General features: G+C 75.2%; 18 protein-coding genes. 12 read left to right on the top strand and 6 right to left on the bottom strand.

Annotation, left to right across the window (positions count from 1 at the left end):
* Nucleotides 1-24 precede the first annotated feature (24 nt).
* From recC to recD, 3 genes are read left to right on the top strand one after another with little or no spacing between them, the layout of a single operon-like run.
* Complete coding sequence (gene recC / locus ACLFMI_RS00495; protein WP_410945674.1) at nt 25-3,468, top strand: exodeoxyribonuclease V subunit gamma; 3,444 nt, start codon at nt 25-27, stop codon at nt 3,466-3,468.
* On the top strand, nt 3,465-7,034 hold the full coding sequence (locus ACLFMI_RS00490) for a UvrD-helicase domain-containing protein (protein WP_410945673.1): 3,570 nt from the start codon (nt 3,465-3,467) through the stop codon (nt 7,032-7,034). Before recC ends, ACLFMI_RS00490 begins: the two co-directional genes overlap by 4 nt.
* Nucleotides 7,031-9,025 (top strand): exodeoxyribonuclease V subunit alpha, encoded by a 1,995-nt coding sequence (gene recD, locus ACLFMI_RS00485; protein WP_410945672.1) that lies wholly within the window; start codon nt 7,031-7,033, stop codon nt 9,023-9,025. Before ACLFMI_RS00490 ends, recD begins: the two co-directional genes overlap by 4 nt.
* Nucleotides 9,026-9,046: 21 nt before the next feature.
* On the opposite strand, the gene ACLFMI_RS00480 is transcribed toward recD, so the two are convergent.
* Complete coding sequence (locus ACLFMI_RS00480; protein ID WP_410945671.1) at nt 9,047-9,877, bottom strand: DedA family protein; 831 nt, start codon at nt 9,875-9,877, stop codon at nt 9,047-9,049.
* 155 nt (nt 9,878-10,032) lie between these two features.
* Here ACLFMI_RS00480 and ACLFMI_RS00475 point away from each other — a divergent pair, with 155 nt between their 5' ends.
* From ACLFMI_RS00475 to ACLFMI_RS00455, 5 genes are read left to right on the top strand one after another with little or no spacing between them, the layout of a single operon-like run.
* Nucleotides 10,033-10,638 carry a GNAT family N-acetyltransferase gene (locus ACLFMI_RS00475; protein ID WP_410945670.1) on the top strand — a complete coding sequence of 202 codons (606 nt, stop codon included), beginning with the start codon at nt 10,033-10,035 and terminating at the stop codon, nt 10,636-10,638.
* Nucleotides 10,635-11,120, top strand: a complete 486-nt coding sequence (locus ACLFMI_RS00470; RefSeq protein ID WP_410945669.1) for an NUDIX domain-containing protein — start codon at nt 10,635-10,637, stop codon at nt 11,118-11,120. Before ACLFMI_RS00475 ends, ACLFMI_RS00470 begins: the two co-directional genes overlap by 4 nt.
* 5 nt (nt 11,121-11,125) lie before the next feature.
* Nucleotides 11,126-11,914 (top strand): 5-formyltetrahydrofolate cyclo-ligase, encoded by a 789-nt coding sequence (locus ACLFMI_RS00465; RefSeq protein WP_410945668.1) that lies wholly within the window; start codon nt 11,126-11,128, stop codon nt 11,912-11,914.
* Complete coding sequence (locus ACLFMI_RS00460) at nt 11,896-12,411, top strand: O-acetyl-ADP-ribose deacetylase (protein ID WP_410945667.1); 516 nt, start codon at nt 11,896-11,898, stop codon at nt 12,409-12,411. The genes ACLFMI_RS00465 and ACLFMI_RS00460 overlap by 19 nt, the downstream gene beginning before the upstream one ends.
* Nucleotides 12,412-12,432: 21 nt before the next feature.
* Nucleotides 12,433-12,942 carry a gamma carbonic anhydrase family protein gene (locus tag ACLFMI_RS00455; protein WP_410945933.1) on the top strand — a complete coding sequence of 170 codons (510 nt, stop codon included), beginning with the start codon at nt 12,433-12,435 and terminating at the stop codon, nt 12,940-12,942.
* A 28-nt stretch (nt 12,943-12,970) separates the two neighbouring features.
* Here the strand turns inward: ACLFMI_RS00455 and ACLFMI_RS00450 are convergent, their stop codons facing one another.
* Nucleotides 12,971-13,462 carry an SRPBCC family protein gene (locus tag ACLFMI_RS00450; protein ID WP_410945666.1) on the bottom strand — a complete coding sequence of 164 codons (492 nt, stop codon included), beginning with the start codon at nt 13,460-13,462 and terminating at the stop codon, nt 12,971-12,973.
* A gap of 228 nt (nt 13,463-13,690) precedes the next feature.
* On the opposite strand from ACLFMI_RS00450, the gene ACLFMI_RS00445 reads away from it, so the two are divergent.
* Nucleotides 13,691-14,161, top strand: a complete 471-nt coding sequence (locus ACLFMI_RS00445; RefSeq protein ID WP_410945665.1) for a hypothetical protein — start codon at nt 13,691-13,693, stop codon at nt 14,159-14,161.
* A 3-nt stretch (nt 14,162-14,164) separates the two neighbouring features.
* Nucleotides 14,165-14,566, top strand: a complete 402-nt coding sequence (locus tag ACLFMI_RS00440; RefSeq protein WP_410945664.1) for an Lsr2 dimerization domain-containing protein — start codon at nt 14,165-14,167, stop codon at nt 14,564-14,566.
* A 17-nt stretch (nt 14,567-14,583) separates the two neighbouring features.
* Here ACLFMI_RS00440 and ACLFMI_RS00435 read toward each other — a convergent pair whose 3' ends face one another.
* Genes ACLFMI_RS00435 through rhaI form a run of 4 tightly spaced genes read right to left on the bottom strand, consistent with a single transcriptional unit; the run spans nt 14,584 to nt 21,855 of the window.
* On the bottom strand, nt 14,584-17,163 hold the full coding sequence (locus ACLFMI_RS00435) for a family 78 glycoside hydrolase catalytic domain (protein WP_410945663.1): 2,580 nt from the start codon (nt 17,161-17,163) through the stop codon (nt 14,584-14,586).
* The gene (locus ACLFMI_RS00430; RefSeq protein WP_410945662.1) at nt 17,160-18,629 is read right to left on the bottom strand and encodes a rhamnulokinase; all 1,470 of its coding nucleotides are present in this window, start codon (nt 18,627-18,629) and stop codon (nt 17,160-17,162) included. Before ACLFMI_RS00430 ends, ACLFMI_RS00435 begins: the two co-directional genes overlap by 4 nt.
* Complete coding sequence (locus ACLFMI_RS00425) at nt 18,626-20,686, bottom strand: bifunctional aldolase/short-chain dehydrogenase (protein WP_410945661.1); 2,061 nt, start codon at nt 20,684-20,686, stop codon at nt 18,626-18,628. The genes ACLFMI_RS00430 and ACLFMI_RS00425 overlap by 4 nt, the downstream gene beginning before the upstream one ends.
* Nucleotides 20,686-21,855: an L-rhamnose isomerase gene (rhaI, locus tag ACLFMI_RS00420; RefSeq protein ID WP_410945660.1), complete on the bottom strand. Its 1,170-nt coding sequence runs from the start codon at nt 21,853-21,855 to the stop codon at nt 20,686-20,688. Before rhaI ends, ACLFMI_RS00425 begins: the two co-directional genes overlap by 1 nt.
* A 223-nt stretch (nt 21,856-22,078) precedes the next feature.
* Here rhaI and ACLFMI_RS00415 point away from each other — a divergent pair, with 223 nt between their 5' ends.
* Both ACLFMI_RS00415 and ACLFMI_RS00410 read left to right on the top strand, forming a co-directional pair.
* Nucleotides 22,079-23,362 (top strand): MFS transporter, encoded by a 1,284-nt coding sequence (locus tag ACLFMI_RS00415; protein ID WP_410945659.1) that lies wholly within the window; start codon nt 22,079-22,081, stop codon nt 23,360-23,362.
* An 86-nt stretch (nt 23,363-23,448) separates the two neighbouring features.
* Entirely contained in the window at nt 23,449-24,441 is a 993-nt protein-coding gene (locus tag ACLFMI_RS00410; RefSeq protein ID WP_410945658.1) for a LacI family DNA-binding transcriptional regulator, read from the top strand.
* The last annotated feature ends 5 nt before the right edge of the window (nt 24,442-24,446 follow it).

The raw sequence follows: 24,446 nt of genomic DNA, 5'->3' as shown, positions 1-24,446 counted from the left end.
GGGGTCGCCGATAGCGTGCGACGCGTGCTGGAACTGCATCGGGCCGAGCGCGCGGACACCCTCGTGGACGCGCTCGCCGGCGTGCTCGCCGCGCCGGGCGCCGACCCGTTCGCCCCCGAGGTCGTGGCCGTCCCGGAGCGCGGGGTGGAGCGCTGGCTGGCGCAGCGGCTCGCGCACCGGCTCGGTGCCGGCGGCGGCAGCGATGGGGGGAGCTCCGGCGGCGTCTGCGCGAACGTGCTGTTCCCGTCCCCGGCGCTGCTGCTGGGCGAGGTCGTGGACGCCGTCACCGGCACCGACCCCGAGCAGGACCCGTGGGCGCCCGGGCGGGCTGTGTGGCCGCTGCTGGAGCTGATCGACGAGGCCGCCGCCTCCGGGGACGACCGGTTCACCGGGCTCGCCGCGCACCTGGCCGGCGGCGGGGCCGGCTGCCGGTACGCACTGGCCCGCTCGCTGGCCGGGCTGTTCGGTGCCTACGCCACGCACCGACCCGCGCTGCTGCGCGGCTGGTGGGCGGGCACCGACGCGGTGCCTGCGGACCTGGCCTGGCAGCCCGAGCTGTGGCGACGGTTGCGCTCCGGCCTGGGCGTCCCCGGCCCGGCGGAGCGGGTGGACGCGGCGGTGGCCGCGCTGCGCGCGGAGCCGGGCGCGGTGTCCCTGCCCTCGTCGGCCGTGCCGGCGGTGGCCGTGCCGTCGGCGGGCGGGCCGCTGCCGGAGCGGCTGTCGCTGTTCGGCCCGACCCGGCTCGCCGCCGAGCACCTCGCCGTCCTGGAGGCGCTCGCGACCGGGCGCGAGGTGCACCTGTGGCTCCCGCACCCCTCCCCCGCGATGTGGGACGAGGTGCGCCGGGACCGGCCGCCGCGGCCACCGGCCCGGGCTGCCGACGACAGCGCGGCCCGGGTCCGCAACCCGCTGCTGCGCTCGCTCGGACGCGACGTCCGCGAGCTGGCCCTGCGGCTGCCCGCCGACGGCGCCGGGGTGCGCGACACGCACCACCCCGCGGTACCTCCGGAGGGCGCACCCACGCTGCTGCACCGGTTGCAGCAGGCCGTGGCGGGCGACGCCGCGCCGGTCCCGCCCGACGAGCGCCCGCTGCTCGCAGACGACGACCGCAGCGTGGTGCTGCACTCCTGTCACGGCCCGGACCGGCAGGTCGAGGTGCTCCGGGAGGCGCTGCTCGGGCTGCTCGCCGCGGACCCGGAGCTGGAGCCGCGCGACATCGTCGTGATGTGCCCGGACATCGAGGTGTTCGCGCCGCTGATCACCGCGTCGTTCGGGTTGGCGCCGGACCCGTCCGCGGCAGGACGGGACGGTGCGACCGGTCCGTCCCGGGACGAGCTGCACCCCGGGCACCAGCTGCGGGTGCGGCTGGCCGACCGCGCGCTGCGCCAGGCCAACCCTCTGCTGGGCACGGTGTCGACCTTGCTGGAGCTGGCCGCGTCCCGGCTGAGCGCCTCCCAGGTGCTCGACCTCGTCGCCTCCGGTCCGGTCCGGCGGCGCTTCCGGCTCGACGACGACGCCCTGGAACGCCTCTCCGAGCTGGTCACCGCGGCCGGGGTGCGGTGGGGCCTGGACGCCGACCACCGGGCTCCCTACAAGCTGACCGGTGTCGAGCAGAACACCTGGCGGGCCGGGCTGGACCGGATGCTGCTCGGGGTGGCGATGGCCGAGACGCCGGGCGCACCGGCCTGGCTGGGCGACGCGCTGCCGCTGGACGAGGTCGACTCCTCGGACGTCGACCTGGTCGGCCGGCTCGCCGAGATCGTCGACCGGCTGGGCACGGCGCTGGCCGCGCTGCGCGGGCCGCAGCCCCTCACGGCCTGGATCTCCGCGCTGACCGATGCGCTGTCCGCGCTGACCGACACCACGCCGTCCGAGGCCTGGCAGGCCGCCCAGGCCCGGTCCGAGCTCGCGGACGTGCTGCACTCGGCCGGCCCGCAGGCCGGGTCGGTCGACCTCGACCTGACCGACGTCCGCGGGCTGCTCGCCGAGCGGCTGCGCGGCCGCCCGAGCCGGGCGAACTTCCGCACCGGCACGCTCACCGTCGCCACCCTGGTGCCGATGCGGGCGGTACCGCACAAGGTGGTGTGCCTGCTGGGCTGCGACGACGGGGTGTTCCCGCGCGCCGGCGCCGCGGACGGGGACGACGTGCTGGCCCGGGACCCGGTCGTCGGGGAACGCGACCCGCGCGGTGAGGACCGCCAGCTGCTGCTCGACGCGGTCTGCTCGGCCACCGAGAGCCTGGTCGTGGTGTGTTCGGGGGCGGACGAGCGGACCGGTGCCCGGCGCCCACCGGCGGTGCCGATCGGGGAGCTGTTCGACGCCGTCGACGCCACCGTGCGGACGGAGTCCGGCCGGCCCGCCTCCGAGGTGCTGCGGGCGCGGCACCCGCTGCAGCCCTTCGACCGGCGCAACTTCGTTCCCGGTGAGCTGCTGGCCCGGGGCCCGTTCAGCTTCGATCGGACCGCGCTGCGCGGCACCCGGGCCGCGGCCGGTCCGCGGGCGCCGCAGCCGGTCTTCCCGGCACGGCCGCTGCCCCCGGACGAGCCGGTGGCCGGGTCCACGGTGGAGCTCGACGATCTCGTCGCGTTCGTCGAGCACCCGGTGCGGGCCTTCCTGCGGCAGCGGGTGCGGGTGGTGCCACCCGCCGAGAACACCGAACCCGACGACGCGCTGCCGGTGGAGCTGAACGGGCTCACCACCTGGAAGGTCGGGGACCGGTTGCTCGCCGACCGGATCGCCGGCGCCGCGCCGAACACCGTCGCCCGGGCCGAGACGCTGCGCGGCGAGCTGCCCCCGGGCGGGCTCGGCCTGCGGGTGCTGTCCGAGGTCGGGCAGAACGTCGAGCCGCTGGTCGCGGTCGCCGCGGCCACGCGTTCCGGCGAGGCCGGCTCGCAGGACCTGCTCGCCCCGCTGACCGGGACCGCGCTCGACGGGATCGCCGTGGCGGGCACCGTGCCGGGGGTGCACGGCGACACCGTCGTCCGGATCGAGTACTCCCGGCTGAAGGCCAAGCACCGGCTGCGGGCCTGGGCCCAGCTGCTCGCGCTCACCGTCGCGCACCCGCACCGGCCGTGGACGGCGGTGACCGTCGGCCGGGGCAGCGGCGGGGTCGCCCGTTCCACCCTCGGCCCGGTGGACCCGGACCGGGCCACCGGCCTGCTCGCCGACGTGGTCGCGCTGCACGCCGAGGGGCTGCGCGAGCCGCTGCCGCTGCCGACCGACGCGGCGGCGACCTACGCGCGGCTGCGGGCGAAGGGCGTGGTCCCGGCGAACGCGCTGGCCTCGGCCGATGCCGAGTGGTCGAAGTTCGAGCATCAGGAGGCACCACACGTGTTCGTCCGCGGCCCGAACGCGCCGCTGCTGCTGCGCGACGAGCCGGGAGCGGGCTCCGAGCCCACCCGGTTCGGCGCGCTGGCCGCCCGGCTCTGGGCACCGCTGCTGGACCACGAACAGCAGGACGCGCCGTGACCGGGCTGCTGCACGCCGCCACGTTCACCGTCGACGGCGACCTCCCGTCCGGCACCGTCGTGCTGGAGGCCAGCGCGGGCACCGGGAAGACCTACACGATCGCCGCGCTGGCCACCCGCTACGTGGCCGAGGGCGTCGCCGGCCTGGATCGGCTGATGCTGGTCACGTTCGGCCGGGACGCGACCCAGGAGCTGCGCGAGCGGGTCCGGGAACGGCTGGTCGGCACCGAGCGGGCGCTCGCCGCGGTACTGGCCGGCGGGCCCGCACCGGACCCGTCGGATCCGGTGGTGGCGCTGCTCGCCGACGGCGACCGGGCCGCGGTCGAGGCCCGGAGGGAACGGCTGGCCACCGCGTCGGCGGCGTTCGACGCGGCCACCATCGCCACCACCCACCAGTTCTGCCGGCAGATGCTGGCCGGTCTCGGGGTGGCCGCCGACAACGATCCGGACGCCGAGTTCGTCGAGCACGTGGACGACATCGTCACCGAGGTCGTCGACGACTTCTACGTCCGCAAGTACGCCGCCAAGGGCGCCGGGCGACCCGCCTTCACCCGCGGCGAGGCGCTGACCCTGGCCCGCCGCGCGGTCGCCGACCCGCAGGCCGAGCTCGAGCCGCGGGACGCCGAGCCGGGCTCCCCCGCCGCCGTCCGGCACGGGTTCGCGACCGCCGTGCGCGCCGAGGTGGACGCGCGCAAGCGCCGGCTGCGGGTCTACAGCTACGATGACATGCTCTCCCGGCTCGCCGCGGCGCTGCGCGACCCGCAGCGCGGCCCGGCCGCGCGGGCCCGGCTGCGGTCCCGGTTCTCGGTGGTGCTGGTCGACGAGTTCCAGGACACCGACCCGCTGCAGTGGGAGATCCTGCGCCGCGCCTTCCACGACCCGGCCCCGGACGACAGCGCGGACGTCGCCGACCCGGACGACCCGCACCGCGCGCTGGTGCTGATCGGCGACCCGAAGCAGGCGATCTACGCCTTCCGCGGCGCGGACGTGCACAGCTACCTGGAGGCGGTCGGCGCCGCCTGGACGCATCGCACGCTGGACACCAACCGGCGCAGCGACGCGGCCCTGCTCGGCGCGCTGGAGGGCGTGCTGGGCGAGGTCGCGCTGGGCGACGAGAAGATCGTCGTGCACCCGGTGGAGGCCCACCACACCGGACGCCGGCTGGCCGGTACCGCGCAGGACGCTCCGCTGCGGCTGCGGCTGGTGGACCGCGACCGGCTCGACCTCACCGGGCGGCGGCTCGGCCGGGCCCCCGGCGCGCGGGCCGTGGTCGCCCGGGACGTCGCCACCGACCTGTCCCGGCTGCTGCACGGCACGGCCACCTACCGGGCGGGCGAGACGGACGAGCCGCTGCGACCCGGGCAGGTGGCCGTGCTGGTGCGCACCAACGCCCAGGGCGTTCTGGTCCGCGACGCCTGCGCCGAGGCCGGGGTGCCGGCCGTGCTGACCGGCAGCACCAGCGTGTTCACCACCCCGGCGGCGGCGGACTGGCTGACCCTGTTGGAGGCGGTCGAGCAGCCCCAGCGGTCGCTGCGGCTGCGCACGGCGGCGCTGACCCGGTTCGTCGGGCGCACGGTGGCCGAGCTGTGCGGGCCGGAGTCCGAGCGGATCGTCGACGACCTCGGCGCCGACCTGCGGCTCTGGCATGCCGTGCTCGCCGAGCGCGGGGTCGCGGCGATGCTGGAGGCGGTGTTCGCCCGGTACCGGCCGATCGAGCGGCTGCTGTCGCACCCGGACGGCGAGCGGGACCTCACCGACCTCCGGCACGTCGGCCAGGTCCTGCACTCGGCCGCGCTGGAGCGCCACCTCGGCCCGACCGCGCTGACCGAGTGGCTGCGGCACCGGATCGGCGAGGCGCACCGGGACACCTCGGCCGAGCGCAGCCGGCGGCTGGAGTCCGACGCCGACGCGGTGCAGATCGTCACCGTGCACCGGTCGAAGGGGCTGGAGTTCCCGGTCGTCTACCTGCCGTTCGCGTGGGACCGGTGGGTGCCGGACGCCCCGGACGTGCTGCTCTACCACGACTCGCCCCACCACGACTCGCCCCACCACGACACGGTGCCCGGCTCGGACGACGAGCGGCGGCTGCTCGACATCGGCGGGCCGACCGGTCCGGACCGGCCCGGCCGGATCGCGAAGCACCAGGCCGAGGAGGCCGGCGAGGACCTGCGGCTGCTCTACGTGGCGCTGACCCGGGCGTGCAGCCAGGTCGTCGCGTGGTGGGTCCCGGCGACGACGACCGCGGCGTCCTCGCTGCACCGGGTGCTGGTCGGGGACGCCGGGCCCGGCCGGCAGCCGGAACCGTCGGTCAAGGTGCCCGGCGACGCGGAGATCCGGCAGTTCCTGCAGGGACGGCTCGGCCCGCACGGCGTCGCCGTCGAGACGCTCGCCGACCAGGCGCCGGCGGCCGTGCCCCCGGGGCCGCCGGCCCCCGAGCCCGAGGTCGCCGTGTTCGGCCGCGCGCTGGACACGGCGTGGCGGCGCACCTCCTACACCGCACTGACCGCGCAGGCGCACGCCGCGCACCGGGCGCACGCCGCCGCGGAGACCGGCGCCGACGAGCCCGACGAGGCCCCGGCGCCCGGAGTGCTCAGCGAACCCGAGGACGCGGGGATCGTCGACGAACCGTCCGCACTCGGCGTCCCGGGGACCGCCCGAGCCGGCACCGGTGACGGGCACGCCGGCGGCACCGACCCGGCCGCGGTGCCCTCGCCGATGGCGGACCTGCCGCTGGGCGCCGGCTTCGGCACCCTGGTGCACGCCGTGCTCGAACACGTCGACACCACCGCCGTCGACACCACCGCCGCCGGGGACGACACGCTGCGGGCCGAGCTGGTCGCCCGGACCGCCGCCGAGCTGCGCCGCCAGCCCGCCGACGTCGAGCCCGGGCAGCTCGCGGACGCGCTGATCCCGGTCCTGCGCACCCCGCTCGGTCCGCTGGCCGGCGGCCGGACGCTGGCCGACGTCGCGCCCGGCGACCGGCTCTCCGAGCTGGACTTCGAGCTGCCGCTGTGCGGCGGCGACACCCCGACCGGCCGGCTCACCCTCTCCGGTGCCGCCGCCGCGGTGCGGCGGCACCTCGGTCCCGACGACCCGCTGCACGGTTACGCCGACCATCTCGACTCCCCCGAGCTGGCCGGGCAGCCGCTGCGCGGCTACCTGACCGGCAGCATCGACTCGGTGCTGCGGGTGGACGGCCGGTACCTGGTCGTGGACTACAAGACCAACTGGCTGGGACCGCACGGCCCCGCCGGGCGGGCACCGCTGACCGCGGCGCACTACACCGCGCCCGCGCTGGGCGCGGCGATGATCGACGCGCACTACCCGCTGCAGGCGCTGCTCTACGCCGTCGCCCTGCACCGCTACCTGCGCTGGCGCCTGCCCGGCTACGCGCCCGGGACGCACCTCGGCGGGGTCGGGTACCTGTTCCTGCGCGGCATGTGCGGCCCCGTGACCCCGATCACCGGGGACGGCCCGCTGGCCGCGCCCTGCGGGGTGTTCGCCTGGCGGCCGCCGGCCGCGCTGGTCACCGAGCTGTCCGACCTGCTGGACGGAGGCGCCTCGTGAGCACGACACCCGCCGCGCCCGAGCGCGATCCGTACGACCCCCGCGTCGCGCGGACCGCGACCGGGGTGCTGGCCGCGTTCAACGCCGCGGACGTCCTCGCGCCCGGGGACGTGCACGTCGCGCGCCGGCTGGCCCGGCTCGGCGGGCGCGGCGACCCGACCGGCGACCCGGCCGGTGGCGGTGCTGCCACCGACGCCGAGCCGGAGGCGGTGCTGCTGGCCGCGGCGCTCGCGGTGCGGGCGATCCGCAACGGCTCGGTCTGCGTCGATCTGCGGACCGTCCGCGACACCACGGCCGGTGAGGGCGAGGTCGCGGTGGACGTCTCCGCACTGCCCTGGCCCGAGCCGGCGGTCTGGCGGGCGGAGTGCCTGGCCGGTCCGCTGGTCGCCGACGGTGACACCGCGCCGCCCGGCCGGCCGATGCGGCTGGTCGGTGACCTGCTCTACCTGGAGCGCTACTGGCAGGAGGAGGAGCTGGTCCGCACCGGCTTCTCCGACCGCTCCGGCCCGGTCACCGCGGCCGATCCGGAGCGGCTGCGCGCGGCGCTGGACCGGCTGCTCGGCCGTCCGGGCGCGGAACGCCAGCGCCTCGCCGCCGCGGTCGCCGCGTTGCGCCCGGTCAGCGTGATCGCGGGCGGGCCCGGGACCGGCAAGACCACCACCGTGGCCCGGCTGCTCGCGGTGCTGCACGACCTGCACGCCGCGGTGCCCGGCCGGCCGCCGCTGCGGGTCGCGCTGGCCGCCCCCACCGGCAAGGCCGCGGCCCGCCTCACCCAGTCCGTCGCGGACGCGGCAGCCGGCATGCCCGACGACGACCGGGCCGCCGTGGCCGGCACCACCGCCTCCACGCTGCACCGGCTGCTCGGCTCCCGCGGGGTGTCCGGGCGGTTCCGGCACCACCGCGGCAACCGGCTCCCGCACGACGTCGTCGTCGTGGACGAGACCTCGATGGTGTCGCTGACGATGATGGCCCGGCTACTCGAGGCGGTCCGCCCGGACGCGCGCCTGGTGCTGGTCGGGGACCCGGAGCAGCTCGCCTCGGTGGAGGCCGGCGCGGTGCTCGGCGACCTCGCCGCTGCCCGCGGTGCGACGGAGCCGGACCTGCAGTCCGCGCTGGTGGCGTCCGGGGCGTTCCGCGCAGACCGCCGTCCCCTCGCCACCGACGACGAGCAGGCCGCGGCGAGCCCCGGCGAGCCGTGCGACCCGCGCACGATCGAGCACGGCGTGGTGCGGCTGACCCGGAACTGGCGCTTCGCCGGGACGATCGCCGAGTTCGCCGCCGCGGTGCAGGCCGGCGACGGCGACCGGGCGGTGGAGCTGCTCTCCGCGACCACCCCCGAGCTGACCTGGGTCGACGAGGACGCGGACGGGGTCGGCCCGGCCCGGTTGGCCGGCCTGCGCGAGGACGTCGTCCGGGCCGGGACCGACCTGCTCGGCGCCGCCGCGGACGGCGAGGCCGAGCAGGCGCTGCGGGTGCTGGACCGGCACCGGTTGCTGTGCGGGCACCGGCGGGGGCCGCACGGGGTGGCCCGCTGGACGATGGAGGCGGAGCGCTGGCTGGCCGCCGCACGTCCCGGCTTCGACGCCGAGGCGCCCTGGTACCCCGGCCGCCCGCTGCTGGTGACCGCGAACGACTACGACCTGGGCCTGTTCAACGGCGACACCGGCGTAGTCGTGCGGGCACCGGAGGGACGGCGCGCGGTGTTCTCCCGGGAGGGGGTGCCCGCCTCGTTCGAGCCGGCCCGGCTCGGTGCGGTCGGCACCGTCTACGCGATGACCGTGCACCGGAGCCAGGGCAGCCAGTTCGACCGGGTCACCGTGGTGCTGCCACCACCGGACTCGCCCCTGATGACGCGCGAGCTGCTCTACACCGCCGTCACCCGGGCGAAGGAGAGCGTGCGGGTGATCGGGACCGTGGCTGCCGTCCGGGCCGCGGTCGCCCGCCCGGCCGGCCGCGCGAGCGGGTTGCGGGAGCGGCTCGGGCGGGCGTGAGCCCGCCGCGGCCGGTGCCGCTCAACCGCCGGCCGTGGCGCGGGCGTGCGCCTTGCGGCCGGACAGCCAGGCGACCACCACGACCAGGCCGAGGCTGATCCACAGCGCGTACTCGTCGATCGTCAGCACCACGTCGACCGCGTGTTGCCCGAGGCCGTAGCCGAGCCCGGCGACCAGGCCGGTCACCAGCAGCGCACCGAGCGCGTCGAACAGCAGGAACACCACCAGCCGCATCCGGCTCAGGCCGGCGAGGGCGAACACGGCCGCGGCCGGGATGCCCGGCAGCGCCGACGCGACGACGATCAGCCGCAGCACCCACGGGGGCCAGGCCCGCACCCGGGCCACGAACCGCTGCGCCCGCTCGCCCGGCGCGAACATGCCCACGACCTTGGCGCCCCATCGGCGGCCTGCGAGCCAGAACAGCCAGTCGAACTTGATCATTCCGACGACCCCGGCCAGGACCACCAGCCACAACGGTGCCTCGCCGATCCGGGCGAACGCCGCGCCCGCCCCGACCGCGGACAGGCTGCCGGTGGCGAACTCGAGGACGATCGGGTGCGACCCCAGCAGGAACGGGCGCATCGGCATCGTCGCCATCAGCAGCAGCAGGATCCCGAGGATCAGCCCGATCAGGACCTTGTCGCCGCGCTGGGCCGGGCCGTCCCAGGGCAGGGCGTCCCGCCAGGTCTGCGGTGGGCCCGGGATCGGGTCCTCCGTACCACCTGCTCGGTTTCCCGCCGCTGAGGCTGGCTCCGCCGGCCGGGCCGTCCCGCCGTCGGCGGCGTCTTCGACCCTGTCGTCGGCCTGCTCGCCGGCCGCGCCGGCGGGTCGGCTCGTCCCGGTTCCCGTCATCGGTTCCCCCTCCGCGGCGCCCGGGGCGCCCCTGTGCCGTCGACGGTAGGCCGGATCGACGGCCTGCGCGTCGTCGCCCCGGCCGAGATCCCCGGACGCGCCGGCTCGTCCGGGAGGAGGAGCGCGACCCGGGTACCCGCCGCTACGCTCGCGCCGTGATCGAGGACGCCACCACGCCGCAGGCTCCCGCCGGTGCCCCGGCGGGAGCCGAGCACGGCGTGCTCGCCTTCCGCCCGCTCGCCCCGGGTGACCTCCCGCTGCTGGGGACCTGGCTGACCGAACCGCACGTGGCCCGCTGGTGGAACCACGAGACGTCACCGGAGGCCCTCGAGCGGGACTTCGGTCCGGCGATGCGCGGCGAGGAACCCGCCGAGGACCTGCTGGTCACGCGGGACGGCGAGCCGGTCGGTCTGCTGCAGCGCTGCCGCTGGCACGACTACCCGGAGTACATCGTGGAGATGGCCGGCATCCTGACCGTCCCACCCGGTGCCGTCACGATCGACTACCTGGTCGGCCGCCCCGCCGACGCAGGCCGCGGCCTGGGTACCCGCATGATCGTCGCCGCGGTCGCCGAGGTCTGGCGCCGTTACCCGGACGCGCCGTCGGTGCTCGTCCCGGTGGTGGCGGCGAACCGGGCGTCCTGGCGGGCGCTGGAACGGGCCGGGTTCGGCCGCGCGGCGTCGGGCAACCTGCAGCCGGACAACCCGGTCGACCCGCCGCTGCACCACGTCTACCGGATCGACCGCCCGGTGCACCCTTGAGCCCGGTGACCAGCGCCGGGCTGCTGCTGCACCGGACCGGAGCGGACGGCGTCGAGGTGCTGCTCGGGCACATGGGTGGGCCGTTCTGGGCCCGCAAGGACGCCGCCGCCTGGTCCCTGCCCAAGGGTGAGCACGGCCCCGACGAGGCCCCGCTGGATGCGGCCCGCCGCGAGTTCGCCGAGGAGATCGGCGTCCCGCCGCCGGACGGCGATCCGGTCGAGCTGGGCACCGTGCGCCAGTCCCGCAAGACGGTCGCCGCGTTCGCGCTGGACGGCACCGGGTTCACCGGCGCCGAGGCCGTCGCCGACCGGACGGACGACGGCAGCTGGGTGGAGATCGAGTGGCCGCCCCGGTCCGGGCGGACCGTCCGGTTCCCGGAGATCGACCACGCCGCCTGGTTCGACCTGCCCACGGCCCGGGAGAAGATCGTCAAGGGTCAGCTGCCGCTGCTGGACCGGTTGGCGGCACTCGTGCAGGGTTGAGCAGCATGGCGCTCCGTCACGATCACGACGCCGGGGGCGACCCCGAGGTCCTCTCCCGCAAGGCGGAGCTGCGCGACGAGGTGTGGACCGCGCTGACCGAGCAGCGGGCGGCCCGGTTCCCGGGCGCCCACAACCGGATCTCCAACTTCGTCGGTGCCGAGGCCGCCGGGCGCCGGCTGCGCGAGCTGGAGGTCTGGGCCGGGGCCCGCACCGTCAAGTCCAACCCGGACTCGGCCCAGCTACCGGTCCGGCAGTACGCGCTGGAGGACGGCAAGACCGTCTACATGGCGGTGCCGAAGCTCGCCGAGGACGACCCGTTCTTCCTGCTGGACCCGGACCACCTCGCCGACCCGCCGCGCCGTGCCGCGTCGATCAAGAACGCCACCCGCTCGGCCCGCCGGGTCGCGGTGGACGAGCTGGAGCCGGTCGACCTGGTGGTCACCGGCTGCGTCGCGGTCGGGACGGACGGCGCCCGGCTCGGCAAGGGCGGTGGCTTCGCCGACCTGGAGTTCGCGCTGGCCCGCGCGGCCGGCCTGATCTCCGACGAGACCCTGGTCGTCACGACGGTGCACGAGCTGCAGCTGCGGGACGCCGCTGTGCTCCCCTGGGGCGAGCACGACGCGCCGGTCGACCTGGTCGTCACGCCGGAGCGCGTGGTCGACTGTCGGGAGCACCGCCGGTCCCGCCCGGAGGCCGGCATCGTCTGGGACGCTCTGACCGAGGAGAAGATCGACGCCATCCCGCTGCTGGGACGGCTGCGGAAGGAGGCCGGCCGATGGCCCCTGAGATCGTGATCGAGCGCGGCGACATCACCGAGACCCGGGTCGACGCCGTCGTGAACGCCGCGAACTCGTCGTTGCTCGGCGGGGGCGGCGTGGACGGCGCCATCCACCGCCGCGGCGGGCCGGCGATCCTCGCCGAGTGCAAGCAGCTCCGGGCCGACCGCTACCCGGACGGGCTGCCGACCGGGCAGGCGGTGGTCACCACCGCCGGGGACCTCCCGGCACGCTGGGTGATCCACACCGTCGGCCCGGTGTACGCGAGGAGCGAGGACCGCTCGCGGCTGCTGGCGAGCGCCTACGCCGAGTCCCTGCGGGCCGCCGACGAGGTCGGCGCCCGGACCGTCGCGTTCCCGGCCGTCTCGGCCGGCGTCTACGGCTGGCCACTCCCGGACGCCGCGCAGATCGCGGTCGGCACCGTGCGCGACACGGGCACCGCGGTCGAGCAGGTCCGCTTCGTGCTCTTCAGCGACGACGTGCTGCACGCCTTCGAGGAGGCGGCCGCGTCGTAGGGTGCACGGGTGAACTTCCGCATGATCGAGATCGACGGGCACCGACCGCAGGTGGACAGGCAGGCCTGGATCGCTCCCGGAGCGGTGCTGGCCGGGCAGGTGAGCGTCGGCGCCGAGACCGGGGTCTGGTACACCTGCGTCGTCCGCGCCGACCTCACCCCGATCAGCATCGGCGCCCGGACCAACGTCCAGGACGGCACCGTGATCCACGCCGACCCCGGGTTCCCGGCGACGATCGGCGACGGCGTCACGATCGGGCACCGCGCGGTGATCCACGGCTGCACGGTCGAGGACGACGTGCTGGTCGGCATGGGTGCGGTGCTGATGAACGGCGTGACCGTCGGCGCCGGATCGCTGATCGCCGCCGGGGCGGTGCTCACCCAGGGCACGCAGGTACCGCCCGGCTCGCTGGTCGCGGGCGTGCCGGGCAAGGTGCGCCGCGAGCTCACCGACGACGAGCGGAGCTCGATCCCGCTCTCGGCCGCCACCTACGTGCACCTGCTCGGGCAGCACCGGACCGCGAACGGCTGACGCGCTGCGGCCGGGCACCCGGCGGAGCTCAGGACCGGCCGGCGACCGGACCGGTCGCGAGCTCGTCCAGGTGAGCCAGCGAGTTCTCCAGGTGCTCCACACCGAACGGCGGGAACACGATGTGCTCGCGCAGGAATGCCGGCACCCCCGACCAGTCGTAGGTCAGCGTCACCGTCGTCGCCGTGTCCCCGAGCGGGGCGAGGTCGTAGCGCCACACCCAGCCGCCGTACTCGACGGTGCCCGCACCATCGTCCTGGCCGGGCTGCCAGGCGATCGTCCGGGACGGGTCGAGTACCTCCACCCGGTTGGCCATCTCGTAGTGCCCGTCCGGGTGGTTGGAGTGGTACATGGCGATGCGGAACACCTGCCCGGGGGCGGTGAGCCGCTCGCCGTCGAGCGACTCGCGCACCCATCCGGTGCCGTCGATCGCGGCGTGCCGGGACGGGTCGGCGAGCACCGCGAACACGGTCTCCGGCGGTGCGGCGACGGTCCGGGTCACGATCATGGTCTCGTCGGTCACGGGAGCTCCCTCGGGATCGTTCGGACGCGGCCGTTCCGCGTCCCCGCACCTACCGACCGCGGCCGGCGCCGTGACTCATCGGTCCCGGCGGCCCCGCGCACCGCGGCTCGCCACGCACGGGTCTCCCTCGCCCCGACGCGCCATCAGCAGCGCAGCTATCCTGCGACGTTGTCGACATGTCCTAGTTGGAAGGAGAACCGGCCGGTGGCCGATGAGAACGTAGCTGCGGTGCCGCGATCGATTCAGGGTGAGCAGCAGGCCGCGTCCGGATGGGAGCGGGCCTCCGATGCCGATGTCGACCTGTATGTCGACCGGGTCTCGGACGAGGTGCTGGCCTGCCGGGAACGCGGACGGCACCTGTTTCCGACCATCCGCCAGACCGGGATCCACTTCACCGGTGTGGACGACGACGGGTTGCTGCTGCGGCGGCTGACCTGCACCTGCTGCGAGCTCGCCGTCAAGGTGGAGAAGTGGGAGGGGTTCCGCGGCGCCGGTCGCCGTACCCGGTTCCGGCGGGTCGCCTCCCACCTGGAGTACCGCACCGGACCGGACGGCCAGACGTACCTGGCACCGTCCGGTCGCGGGCACATGACCCCGCGCCAGATCGGTGATTCGGTCGCGTCCAAGGCGCTGTCCGGTCAGACCCTCACCGCCCTGCGCAAGGCGGCTACCCGCGCGAGCAAGACCGAGGAGGGCTGACCGATGGGAATCCGGCAGATCCGGTTCTGCGACATCACCGGAACCGAGACCGACGTCGAATCGCACGAGATTCACATCGATCAGATGCGGATCGCGATCGACCTAGCCGACAGCGAGTACCGGCGCCTGATCGAGACCCTGCAGCCGTTCATCGACGCCGGGCGGGTGGAGGCCTCGGTTCCCGACGCCGGCTCGCTCCCCGAGCGGGCACCGAGTTCGCGGACCAGGCCCCGCCGGCGAGCCTCGACGAGCACCGGGCTGACGGCGTCCGAACGGGACCAGCTCCGCCGGTGGGCCGAGGCCAGGGGCTACCCCGTCCCGGTCAACAACCGTTTCAAGCAGTCCCTGATCGACGAGTGGCGGGCGGATGCGCCCTCCGGCCACACCTACCCCGCTCCCGAGTGATCGGCGTGAGGGTCGGATCAGCCCGCCGCACAGGTGTGCTCCGCCGTGCCGGGCCCGAGCTCCCGGACGGTGCCGTCGGGCAGGTCGAGGGTCGCGATGGAGCCGGTCGGCACGGTCGTCCGCACCGTGATGGTGCTCCCCTCGACCGACCACTCGATCGCGACCCGACCGTAGGGTCCGTCGTGCGCTCCGCGCGCCCAGGTGAGATCGCCACCCGGGCGCGGCGCGAACCGGATCCGACGCCAGCCGGGTGCGGCCGGGGCCAGACCGGCGACGGTCGAGTGCATCCAGTGCGCGACCGCGCCGAGCGCGTAGTGGTTGAACGAGGTCATCTCGCCCGGGTTGACGGTGCCGTCGGGCAACATCGAGTCCCAGCGCTCCCAGATCGTGGTCGCGCCCATCGTGACCGGGTAGAGCCAGGACGGGCACCCGCGCTCGCGTAGCTGCCGGTAGGCCGTGTCCAGGCCGCCGGTCGACGCGAGCGCCTCGGACACCAGCGGGGTCCCGACGAAGCCGGTGGCGATCCGGTGGTCGGCGTTGCGCACCAGCTCACGCAGTCGCTCCCCCGCCCGCGCCCGGGCGTCCGCGTCCTCGAGGATCCCGAACGCGATGAGCAACGCGTACCCGCACTGGGACTCGTCGGCGAGCCGGCCGTGGCCGTCGGTCCAACGCCCCCGGATCGCGGACCGCACCTCGCCGGCCAGCGCGGCGTAGTGCGCGGCGTCGGCCGACCGGCCGAGCGCCGCGGCGATCTCGGAGAGCCGCCGGGCGGAGTGCGCGAAGTAGGCGGATGCGACGAGCTCGCGGTCGGTCGTCGCCGCGGCCGGGTCGTCCGGCGGCGCGGCCGGGTCCAGCCAGTCGCCCAGCTGCATGTCCCCGGTCCAGAGCCGGTCCGGGCCGGAGCGGCGCGCCAGCAGGTCGACCCAGGCCCGGGCGCTGTCCCACTGGCGTTCGAGCACCGCCGGGTCCCCGGATGCGCGGTGCACGTCCCACGGCGTCAGGACGCCGGCGTCGCCCCACGCCGCGACCGGGGCCCGCATGTCCCAGGGCTCGGCACCGTCCAGGATCGGGACGAACACCGGCACCGCGCCCTCGTCACTCTGCTCGACCGCCAGATCACGCAGCCAGGACCCGAGCATGCCGGTGACGTCGTGCAGGAACCCCGCGGTGGGGGCGAACACGCCGATGTCGCCGGTCCAGCCCAGCCGCTCGTCGCGCTGCGGGCAGTCGGTCGGCAGGTCCAGGAAGTTGCCGCGCATCGACCAGACGACGTTGTCGTGCAGCCGGTTCAGGTCCGGGTCCGAGCAGGCGAACCAGCCGGTGCGGCGGAGGTCGGTGTGCAGCACCCGGGCCTCGAGCTCCAAGTGGTCGAGCACCGCGGCCGCGGCGGTGACCTCGGCGTAGCGGAAGCCGTGGAAGGTGAATCGCGGCTCCCACATCTCCTCCCCCGCTCCGGCGAGCACGTAGCGGTCGGTGTTCGCCGCCTCGCGGAGCGGGCGGGTGCACAGCTCGCCGTCCTGGAGGACCTCGGCGTGCCGGATCACGATCTCCCGACCCCGCTCACCGCGGGTGCGCAGAGCGAGCCGTCCGACCAGGTTCTGCCCGAGGTCGACCAGCAGCCGGTCCGGGGCCCGGCGCTCGGTGCGGACCGGGCGGACGGTGCGGGTGCACCGCACCGGCGGGCCGTCCGGGGCGACCAGGGTGGCCGGGTCGCGCTCGGCGACGTGCACCGGGGCCCAGCCGGTCTCGTCGAAGCCGGGCTCCGACCAGCCGTGCGGGACCTCGCGGGCGTCGAAGGCCTCGCCGTCGTAGAGCGACGACGAGAGGATCGGGCTCGGCGCGGCCGTCCAGGACGGGCCGGTCGCGACGACGTCCCGGCTCCCGTCCGCGTAGGTGATCTCCATCTGGGCGATCACCGACTGGTCGGTTCCGTAGCGGTCACGGGCACCGCCGTGGAACCCGATCCGGCCGCGGTACCAGCCGTCGCCCAGCCAGGCGCCGATGGCGTTGCCGCCCTCGACGACCAGATCGGTGACGTCGTGCGTGCGGTAGCGCAGCCGGTGCGGGTAGACCGACCAGCCCGGGGACAGGACGTCGTCGCCCGCCCGGCGACCGTTGATCTCGACCTCGGCCACGCCGTGCGCGGTGACGTAGAGGCGGGCCGCGGTGACCGGGCCGCGCACCGTGAACCCGCTCCGGACCAGCGACGGCCGTCGCTCGGTGCCCGGCTCGCCGGGATCGCCGCCGACCGGGACGGCGACCCAGTCGTCCGGGGTGAGCCCCCGCTCGAGGGTCAGCGGATCGCTCCAGTCCGAGACCGAGCCGTCGGTCCCGTGCACCCGGACCCGCACCGTCGCCGACTCCCGCGGGGCGAGCGGGGCTTCCGGCCAGGCCCGGTAGCGCGAGTCGTCGTCGGTGACCGGGCCGTGCACGGTGGGGTTCCCGCTGCGGGTGACCTCCAGCTCGTAGGCCCGCTGGGCCCAGCCTGCGGGTGCGTCGGTCGTCCAGGACAGGCGGGGGCGCCGCTCGCCGATCCCGACCGGCTCGCGGTGGTTCTCGGCCGTCGGTGCGTCAGGGGCTGGTGCGGTGACGGTCATGCCGGGCGTCCTCGTCTCGTGTCGTGGCTGTCTCCGGACAGGCGGCGCTGGGCGGCGTCCCAGGCCGCGGCCCGATCCGGGTCGGGTTCGTACCGGTGCAGCTCGACCGACCGCGCCGCGACCGCCCGGAGCGCGGTCAGGTCCCCGGTCAGGGCACCGAGCGCGCGGGCCTGGACCAGGACGTTCCCCAGCGCGGTGGCCTCCACCGGCCCGGCGACGACGGGCAGCCCGCAGGCGTCCGCGGTGAGCCGGCAGAGCAGCTCGTTGCGGGCGCCGCCCCCGACGACGTGCACGACGTCGACGTCCCGGCCGGACAGCCGGGCGGCCTCGCGCACCGTCCGGCGGTGGGCCAGCGCCAGGCTGTCCAGGATCATGCGGACGGTGCCGGCACGGGTGCCGGGCGGGTTCTGGCCCGAGGCACGGCAGGCCTCGGCGAGCCGGCCGGGCATGCCGCCGGGCGCGATGAACATCGGGTCGCCCGCGTCGACGACGGCGCACGGACCCGGCTCGCGGGCGGCGGCCCCGAGCAGCCTGGCCAGCTCGCCCTCGGCCTCCCACTCCCGCAGGCACTCCTGCAGCAGCCACAGGCCCATCACGTTGCGCAGGTAGCGGACGGTGCCGTCGACCCCGAGCTCGTTGGAGAAGTTCGCCGCCCGCCCGGCCGCGGTCCGCACCGGTGCGTCGAGCTCGACGCCGACCAGTGACCAGGTGCCGCAGGAGATGTACGCGAACCGCGCACCGGCCGCGGGAACCGCGACGACGGCGGACGCGGTGTCGTGCGAGCCGACGGCGTGCACCGGGATGCCGGCGCGCTGCCCCGCCTCGGTCGACACCCCGGACGCGAGACCACCGACCAGGCCGCCCGGTTCGCACAGCGCCGGGAACAGGCCGGGGTCGATGCCGACCCGGCGCATGAGCGCCGTGTCCCAGGTGCGGGTGCCGGGATCGAGCAGCCCGGTCGTCGACGCGTTCGTGACCTCGGCGACCCGCTCGCCGGTGAGCCAGTAACCGAGCAGGTCCGGCATCAGGAGCAGCTCGCACGCGGCGGCCAGCGCCGGTGTCCCGGCAGCCGAGACCAGCTGGTAGATCGTGTTGAACGGCAGCACCTGCAACCCGGTCGCGGCATACAGCTCATCCGGGTGGACGGGCAGCCGGTCCGCGACGCCGTCGGTGCGCGCGTCCCGGTAGTGCACCGGGTTGCCGATCAGCGCGCCGGTCGCGTCCAGCAGGCCGTGGTCGACGGCCCAGGTGTCGATCCCGATCGAGTCGACCGGGCCGGCGGCGCGCAGCCCGGCGAGCACCTCGCGGTGCAGGCCGAGGACGTCCCAGTGCAGCGTGCCGCCGGCCCGGACGCCGCCGTTGGCGAACCGGTGCACCGGTTCGGTCTCGACCCGGTCCGGGTGCACCCGCGCCCGGACGACGCGGCCACCGGAGGCGCCGAGGTCGACCGCGGCGACCGTGCTCATCGCAGGAACGCCGCGGCGACGCCCGAGTCGACCGGCACGTGCAGGCCGGTGGTCCGGGTGAGGTCGCCACCGGTCAGGGCGAACACCGCCGCCGCGACGTGCTCCGGGAGCACCTCGCGCTTGAGGATGGTGCGTTGCGCGTAGAACTCGCCGAGCTCGGACTCCTCGACGCCGTAGACCGCCGCACGCTGTGCACCCCAGCCGCCGGCGAAGATCCCCGACCCGCGCACGACGCCGTCCGGGTTGATGCCGTTGACCCGGATCCCGTACCCGCCGAGCTCGGCCGCGAGCAGCCGGACCTGGTGGGCCTGGTCGGCCTTGGTGGCGCCGTAGGCGACGTTGTCCGGCCCGGCGAACACGGAGTTCTTGGACGAGATGTAGACGATGTCGCCGCCCATCGCCTGGTCGATCATGAGCCGGGCCGCCTCGCGGGACACCAGGAAGCTGCCCTTGGCCATCACGTCGTGCTGGGAGTCCCAGTCCGCCTCGGTGGTCTCCAGCAGCGGCTTGGAGATCGACAGCCCGGCGTTGTTCACGACCAGGTCGACCCCGCCGAAGGCGAGCGCGGCCTGCGCGAACGCGGCGGCGACGCCGTCGGCGTCCGAGACGTCCGCCGCGACGCCGGTCGCGACGTCGGAGCCCCCCAGCTCGGCGGCCGCGTCGGCGGCCTTCCGCGGATCCAGGTCGGCGACGACGACGCAGGCCCCATCCGCGGCGAGCCGGTGCGCGACGGCCTTGCCGATCCCGGACGCGGCACCGGTCACCAGCGCCACCCGGGTGGCGAGCGGCTTCGGGGCCGGTTTCCGGGCGAGCTTGGCCTCCTCGAGGGCCCAGTACTCGATGCGGAACTTCTCGGACTCGTCGATCGGGGCGTAGGTCGACACGGCCTCGGCGCCGCGCATCACGTTGATCGCGTTGACGTAGAACTCGCCGGCCACCCGCGCGGTCTGCTTGTCGGCACCGAACGAGAACATCCCGACGCCGGGGACCAGCACGATCGCCGGGTCGGCACCACGGATCGCCGGGGAGTCCGGGCCGGCGTGGCGCTCGTAGTAGGCGCGGTAGTCCTCGCGGTAGGAGGCGTGCAGTTCCTTCAGGCGCGCGACGGTCTCATCGACCGTCGCCGACGCGGGCAGGTCCACGACCAGCGGCTTCACCTTGGTGCGCAGGAAGTGGTCCGGGCAGGACGTGCCGAGCTCGGCCAGCGGGGCGAGCTTCTCCCGGGTCAGGAAGTCCAGCACGGCGTCGGAGTCGGTGAGGTGCCCGACCTGGGGCCGGTCGGTCGAGGCCAGCCCGCGGATCACCGGTGCCAGCGCGGCGGCCTTGGCGCGCCGCGCGGTCTCGGGCAGCGCCTCGAACCCGGGGCGCACCGGGCCGAACGGCTCCGCCACGCCCCGGGAGTCCAGGTACGCCCGGGCGGTCCGGATGATCTCCAGCGAGTGCGCCTCGCACTCGTCGGCGTCCGCACCCCAGGCGGTGATGCCGTGCCCGCCGAGGATCACGCCGGTCGCCTGCGGGTTCGCCCGCGCGACGGCGGCGATGTCCAGCCCGAGCTGGAAGCCTGGCCGGCGCCAGGGCACCCAGAGCACGCGGTCGCCGAAGATCTCCTTGGTCAGCGCCTCGCCGTCGGCCGCGCAGGCGATGGCGATGCCGGCATCGGGATGCAGGTGGTCGACGTGCGGGGCGTCGACCAGGCCGTGCATCGCGGTGTCGATCGACGGGGCGGCCCCGCCACGGCCGTGCAGGCAGTAGTCGAACGCGGCGACCATCTCGTCCTCGCGCTCGACGCCCGGGTAGACCTCGACCAGGGACTGCATCCGGTCCAGCCGCAGCGCGGCCAGCCCGGCCCCGGTGAGCGTGCCCAGGTCGCCGCCGGAGCCCTTGACCCAGACCAGCTCGACATCGCCGCCGGTGACCGGATCGGTGGCGGTGCCCTTGGCGGAGGTGTTGCCGCCCGCGTAGTTGGTGGTCCTCGGATCGGCGCCGAGCCGGTTGCTGCGGGCGATCAGCGCGGCGACGGTCGGATGCGTGCTCACGGCGTCCTCGTGAATGCTCATCAGGCCCCCCAGCCGGCCTGCTCGCCGCCGACGCGTTCGGTCTCGATCCGGGTCTGGTGGCCGCTGCGGTGGTAGGCGGCGACCGGATCGGGGTCCACTCCCTGCTCCTCCCGCAGCTCGCGCAGCATCGGACGGACGTCGGTGGCGAAGGCGTCCATCAGCACCGCGTTGGCGGCCAGCACGTCACCGCTCGCCTGCGCGGCGGCGAGCTCGTCGGTGTCGACCAGCAGGGCCTTGGCCGTCGCCTCCTGGACGTTCTGCACCGAGCGGATCACGGCCGGGATCTTCTGCTCGATGTTGTGGCACTGGTCGAGCATGAACGTGACGCCCGAGTCCGGGCCCAACACGTCCGCGACGACGATCTCGTGCATGATCCGGAACAGCTGGAACGGGTCCGCGGCGCCGGCCATCAGGTCGTCGTCGGCGTAGAAGCGGGAGTTGAAGTCGAAGGCGCCGAGCTTCCCGGCCCGGGCCAGCACCGCGACGATGAACTCGATGTTGGTGCCGGGCGCGTGGTGCCCGGTGTCGATGACGACCTGAGCCCGCTCCCCGAGCGTGAGGCAGTGCGCGTACGCGGTGCCCCAGTCCGGCACGTCGGTGGTGTAGAACGCCGGCTCGAACAGCTTGTACTCCAGCAGCATCCGCTGGTCGTCGCCGAGCCGGCCGTACACCTCGTGCAGTGCCTCCGACAGCCGGTCCTGACGGGCCCGGATCGAGTCCTGGCCCGGGTAGTTCGTGCCGTCGGCGAACCACAGCTTCAGGTCCCGCGAGCCGGTCGCATCCATCACGTCCACGCAGTGCCGCAGGTGGTCGACGGCCTTGCGCCGCACGCCGGGGTCGGGGTGGGTGACCGAGCCGAGCTTGAAGTCGTCGTCCTGGAAGACGTTCGCGTTGACCACACCGATCTGCACCCCGAGGTCGGCGGCATGCTTGGCCAGCTCGGCGTAGTCCTCGACGGTGTCCCACGGGATGTGCAGCGACACCGACGGCGCGACACCGGTCAGCCGGTGCACGACCGACGCGTCCTCGATCTTCTCCCACGGGTCCCGCGGAACGCCGGGCCGGGTGAACACCTTGAACCGGGTCCCGGAGTTGCCGTAGCCCCACGACGGTGTCTCGATTCGCTGGCCGCGCAGCGCCTCCCGGACACGCGTGCCGCGCTCGTCCATGTCGGGCCTCCTGGGTCCGTATTGAAAGCTTTCAGATCACGGTAGAGCCTCGCCGACGGAAGGGTCAACGCCCCCGGACCGCCGGATCGTGGTCATTGATCAGTCCGGATCAGCCCGAACTGGCTCGACCTGTCGACGATGAACCCTTGACAGGACGCGGTGACTCGCAGCACATTCATAAAACGATTCAAGGACGATCGACCAGCGCAGGAGGGCCTCCGCCATGACCATCCCCGTCGTCGTCACCGCCCGGGACTGGAGACGGTCCGCCGTCGCCGGGATGGCGTCCTACCTGGACGCCGCCGCGATCGTCACCACCGGCACCGCGCTGGTGCTCTTCCAGGACGCGCTCGGCCTCGACGCCGCCCAGATCGGGGTGCTGTCGTCGTTGCTCACGCTGTCCATCGCGGCCGGGGCGCTGACCGGCGGCCGGCTCGGTGACCGGTTCGGCCGCCGGCGGGTCTTCACCGTCACGATGCTGCTGCTCGCGGCGGGCACCGGGCTGCTGGCCGCCGCGGCCGGGCCCGCGATGCTCTACGTGGGCATCGTGCTCACCGGCTACGCCGCCGGCGCCGACCTCCCGGTCTCGCTGGCCCTGATCGCCGAGGAGGCCCCACCGGGCGCCGCCGGCAAGCTGGTCGGGCTCTCCCAGGTGCTCTGGTTCGCCGGGATCATCACGACCCAGCTGCTGGCGGTGATCGTCGGCGGGCTCGGCACCACCGGCGGGCGGGTCCTCTACCTGCACGTCGCCGTCGTCGCCGTCGTCGTGCTGCTGGCGCGGCTGTCGCTGCCCGAGTCGTCCCGGTGGATCGCCTCGCGCGACGCGCTGGCCACCGGCGATGCCGCCGTCCCGTCCGGGCCCGGCCTGCGCAGGCTGCTCGTCCGCCCGCACGTCACCCCGCTGATCGGCCTGATCGTCTTCTACTCGCTGGTGAACGTCGCGGCGAACACCACCGGCCAGTTCGGCACGTTCCTGTTCGTCAACGTCGCGGGGTCGACGGTGCAGGTCGCCGCCGCGATCAGCGCGGGCGTGATCGGCGTCGGCATCCTGGTCGCGCTGGTGTTCATGCGGGTCGTCGACGGGACGAACCGGATGCGCTGGTACCTGGCCGGCGCCCTCTGCTTCGTGCTGTCCGTCGCGGTCCCGCTGACGTTCGGGATCACCGTCGTGACCCTGACCGTCGGGACCCTGCTCGGGGCGATCGGGGGCTCGCTGGCCTTCGAGGGCATGCTCAAGATCTGGACCCAGGAGCTGTTCCCGACGCTGCTGCGCGCCACCGCCCAGGGCACCATCGTCGGCGTCGCCCGGGTCGTCGCCGCGATGGCCGCCGCGCTGACCCCGACCCTCATGACGACCAGCCCGCAGCTGGCCTACGCCGTGCTCACCGGGATCGTCGTCGTCGGCCTGATCGCGGGCTACCTGGTCGGGCGCACCGCGCGGCGGCACAACCACCTGCTCGAGGACGCGGACCGCACCGCCCGCGACGACGCGGAGGTCGCCGGCTGATCGGGCACGGCTACCATCGCCGCGGCGGGGCCGTCCCGTCGCGGCGATCGGAGGCGTTCGGGTACGTGGCCGGCGAGGCACCCAGCATGAAGGACGTGGCGGCCCGCGCCGGCGTCTCACTCGGCACCGTCTCCAACGCGCTGAACCGGCCCGAGCAGGTCAGCGACCACACCCGACGGCGGGTCGAGGCCGCGATCGAGGCGCTCGGTTTCGTCCGCAATGAGTCCGCCCGCCAGCTCCGCTCCGGGCGCAGCCGGACGCTGGCCTACGTCCTGCTCGACGCCGGCAACCCGTTCTTCACCGACGTCGCCCGCGGCGTCGAGGAGACCGCCGAGGCCGCGGGACGGGCCGTGTTCCTCTGCAACTCCGGGGACAGCCCGGACCGTCAGGCGTCCTACCTGGACCTGCTGGAGCAGCAGCGGGTCGAGGGCGTCCTGATCACCCCGGTCGGCCGCGCCCAGGAGCGGCTGGAGCGGCTCCGCCGGCGCGGGATCCCGGTGGTGGTCGTCGACCGGGACGCCGGCGAGGGGTTCTGCTCGGTCAACGCCGACGACCGGGCCGGGGGCGGGCTCGCCGCGGAGCACCTGCTCGAGCTCGGCCACGACCGGATCGCCCTGGTCGGCGGGCCGACATCGATCGGGCAGGTCGCGGACCGGTTCGCCGGAGCCCGCGACGCCGCGGCGGCGGCCGGCGCCACCGAGCCGCTGTTGCTGGAGACCGCCGGCCTCAACGTCGTCGAGGGCCGGCGGGCCGGCGAGCGGCTGGCCGGGTTGCCGGCCGCCCGGCGCCCGACGGCCGCGTTCTGCGCCAACGACCTGCTCGCGCTGGGCCTGCTGCAGCGGATGGTGCGGCTGGGGCTGGACGTCCCCGGCGACCTCGCGATCGTCGGCTACGACGACATCGAGTTCGCCGAGGCCGCGGCCGTGCCGCTGACCTCGGTCGCGCAGCCACGCCAGCAGCTGGGCCGGACCGCGGCCGAGCTGCTGCTCGAGGAGGCGCAGGGCGATCCCGCGCACCGGCACCGCAACATCAGCTTCACCCCGGAGCTGATGGTCCGGGCCTCCACCCGCGCGACCTGACCGCC

This window comes from Pseudonocardia nantongensis (assembly GCF_046546495.1).
GTDB lineage: Bacteria > Actinomycetota > Actinomycetes > Mycobacteriales > Pseudonocardiaceae > Pseudonocardia > Pseudonocardia nantongensis.
This window is presented reverse-complemented; position numbering and strand designations above follow the sequence as displayed.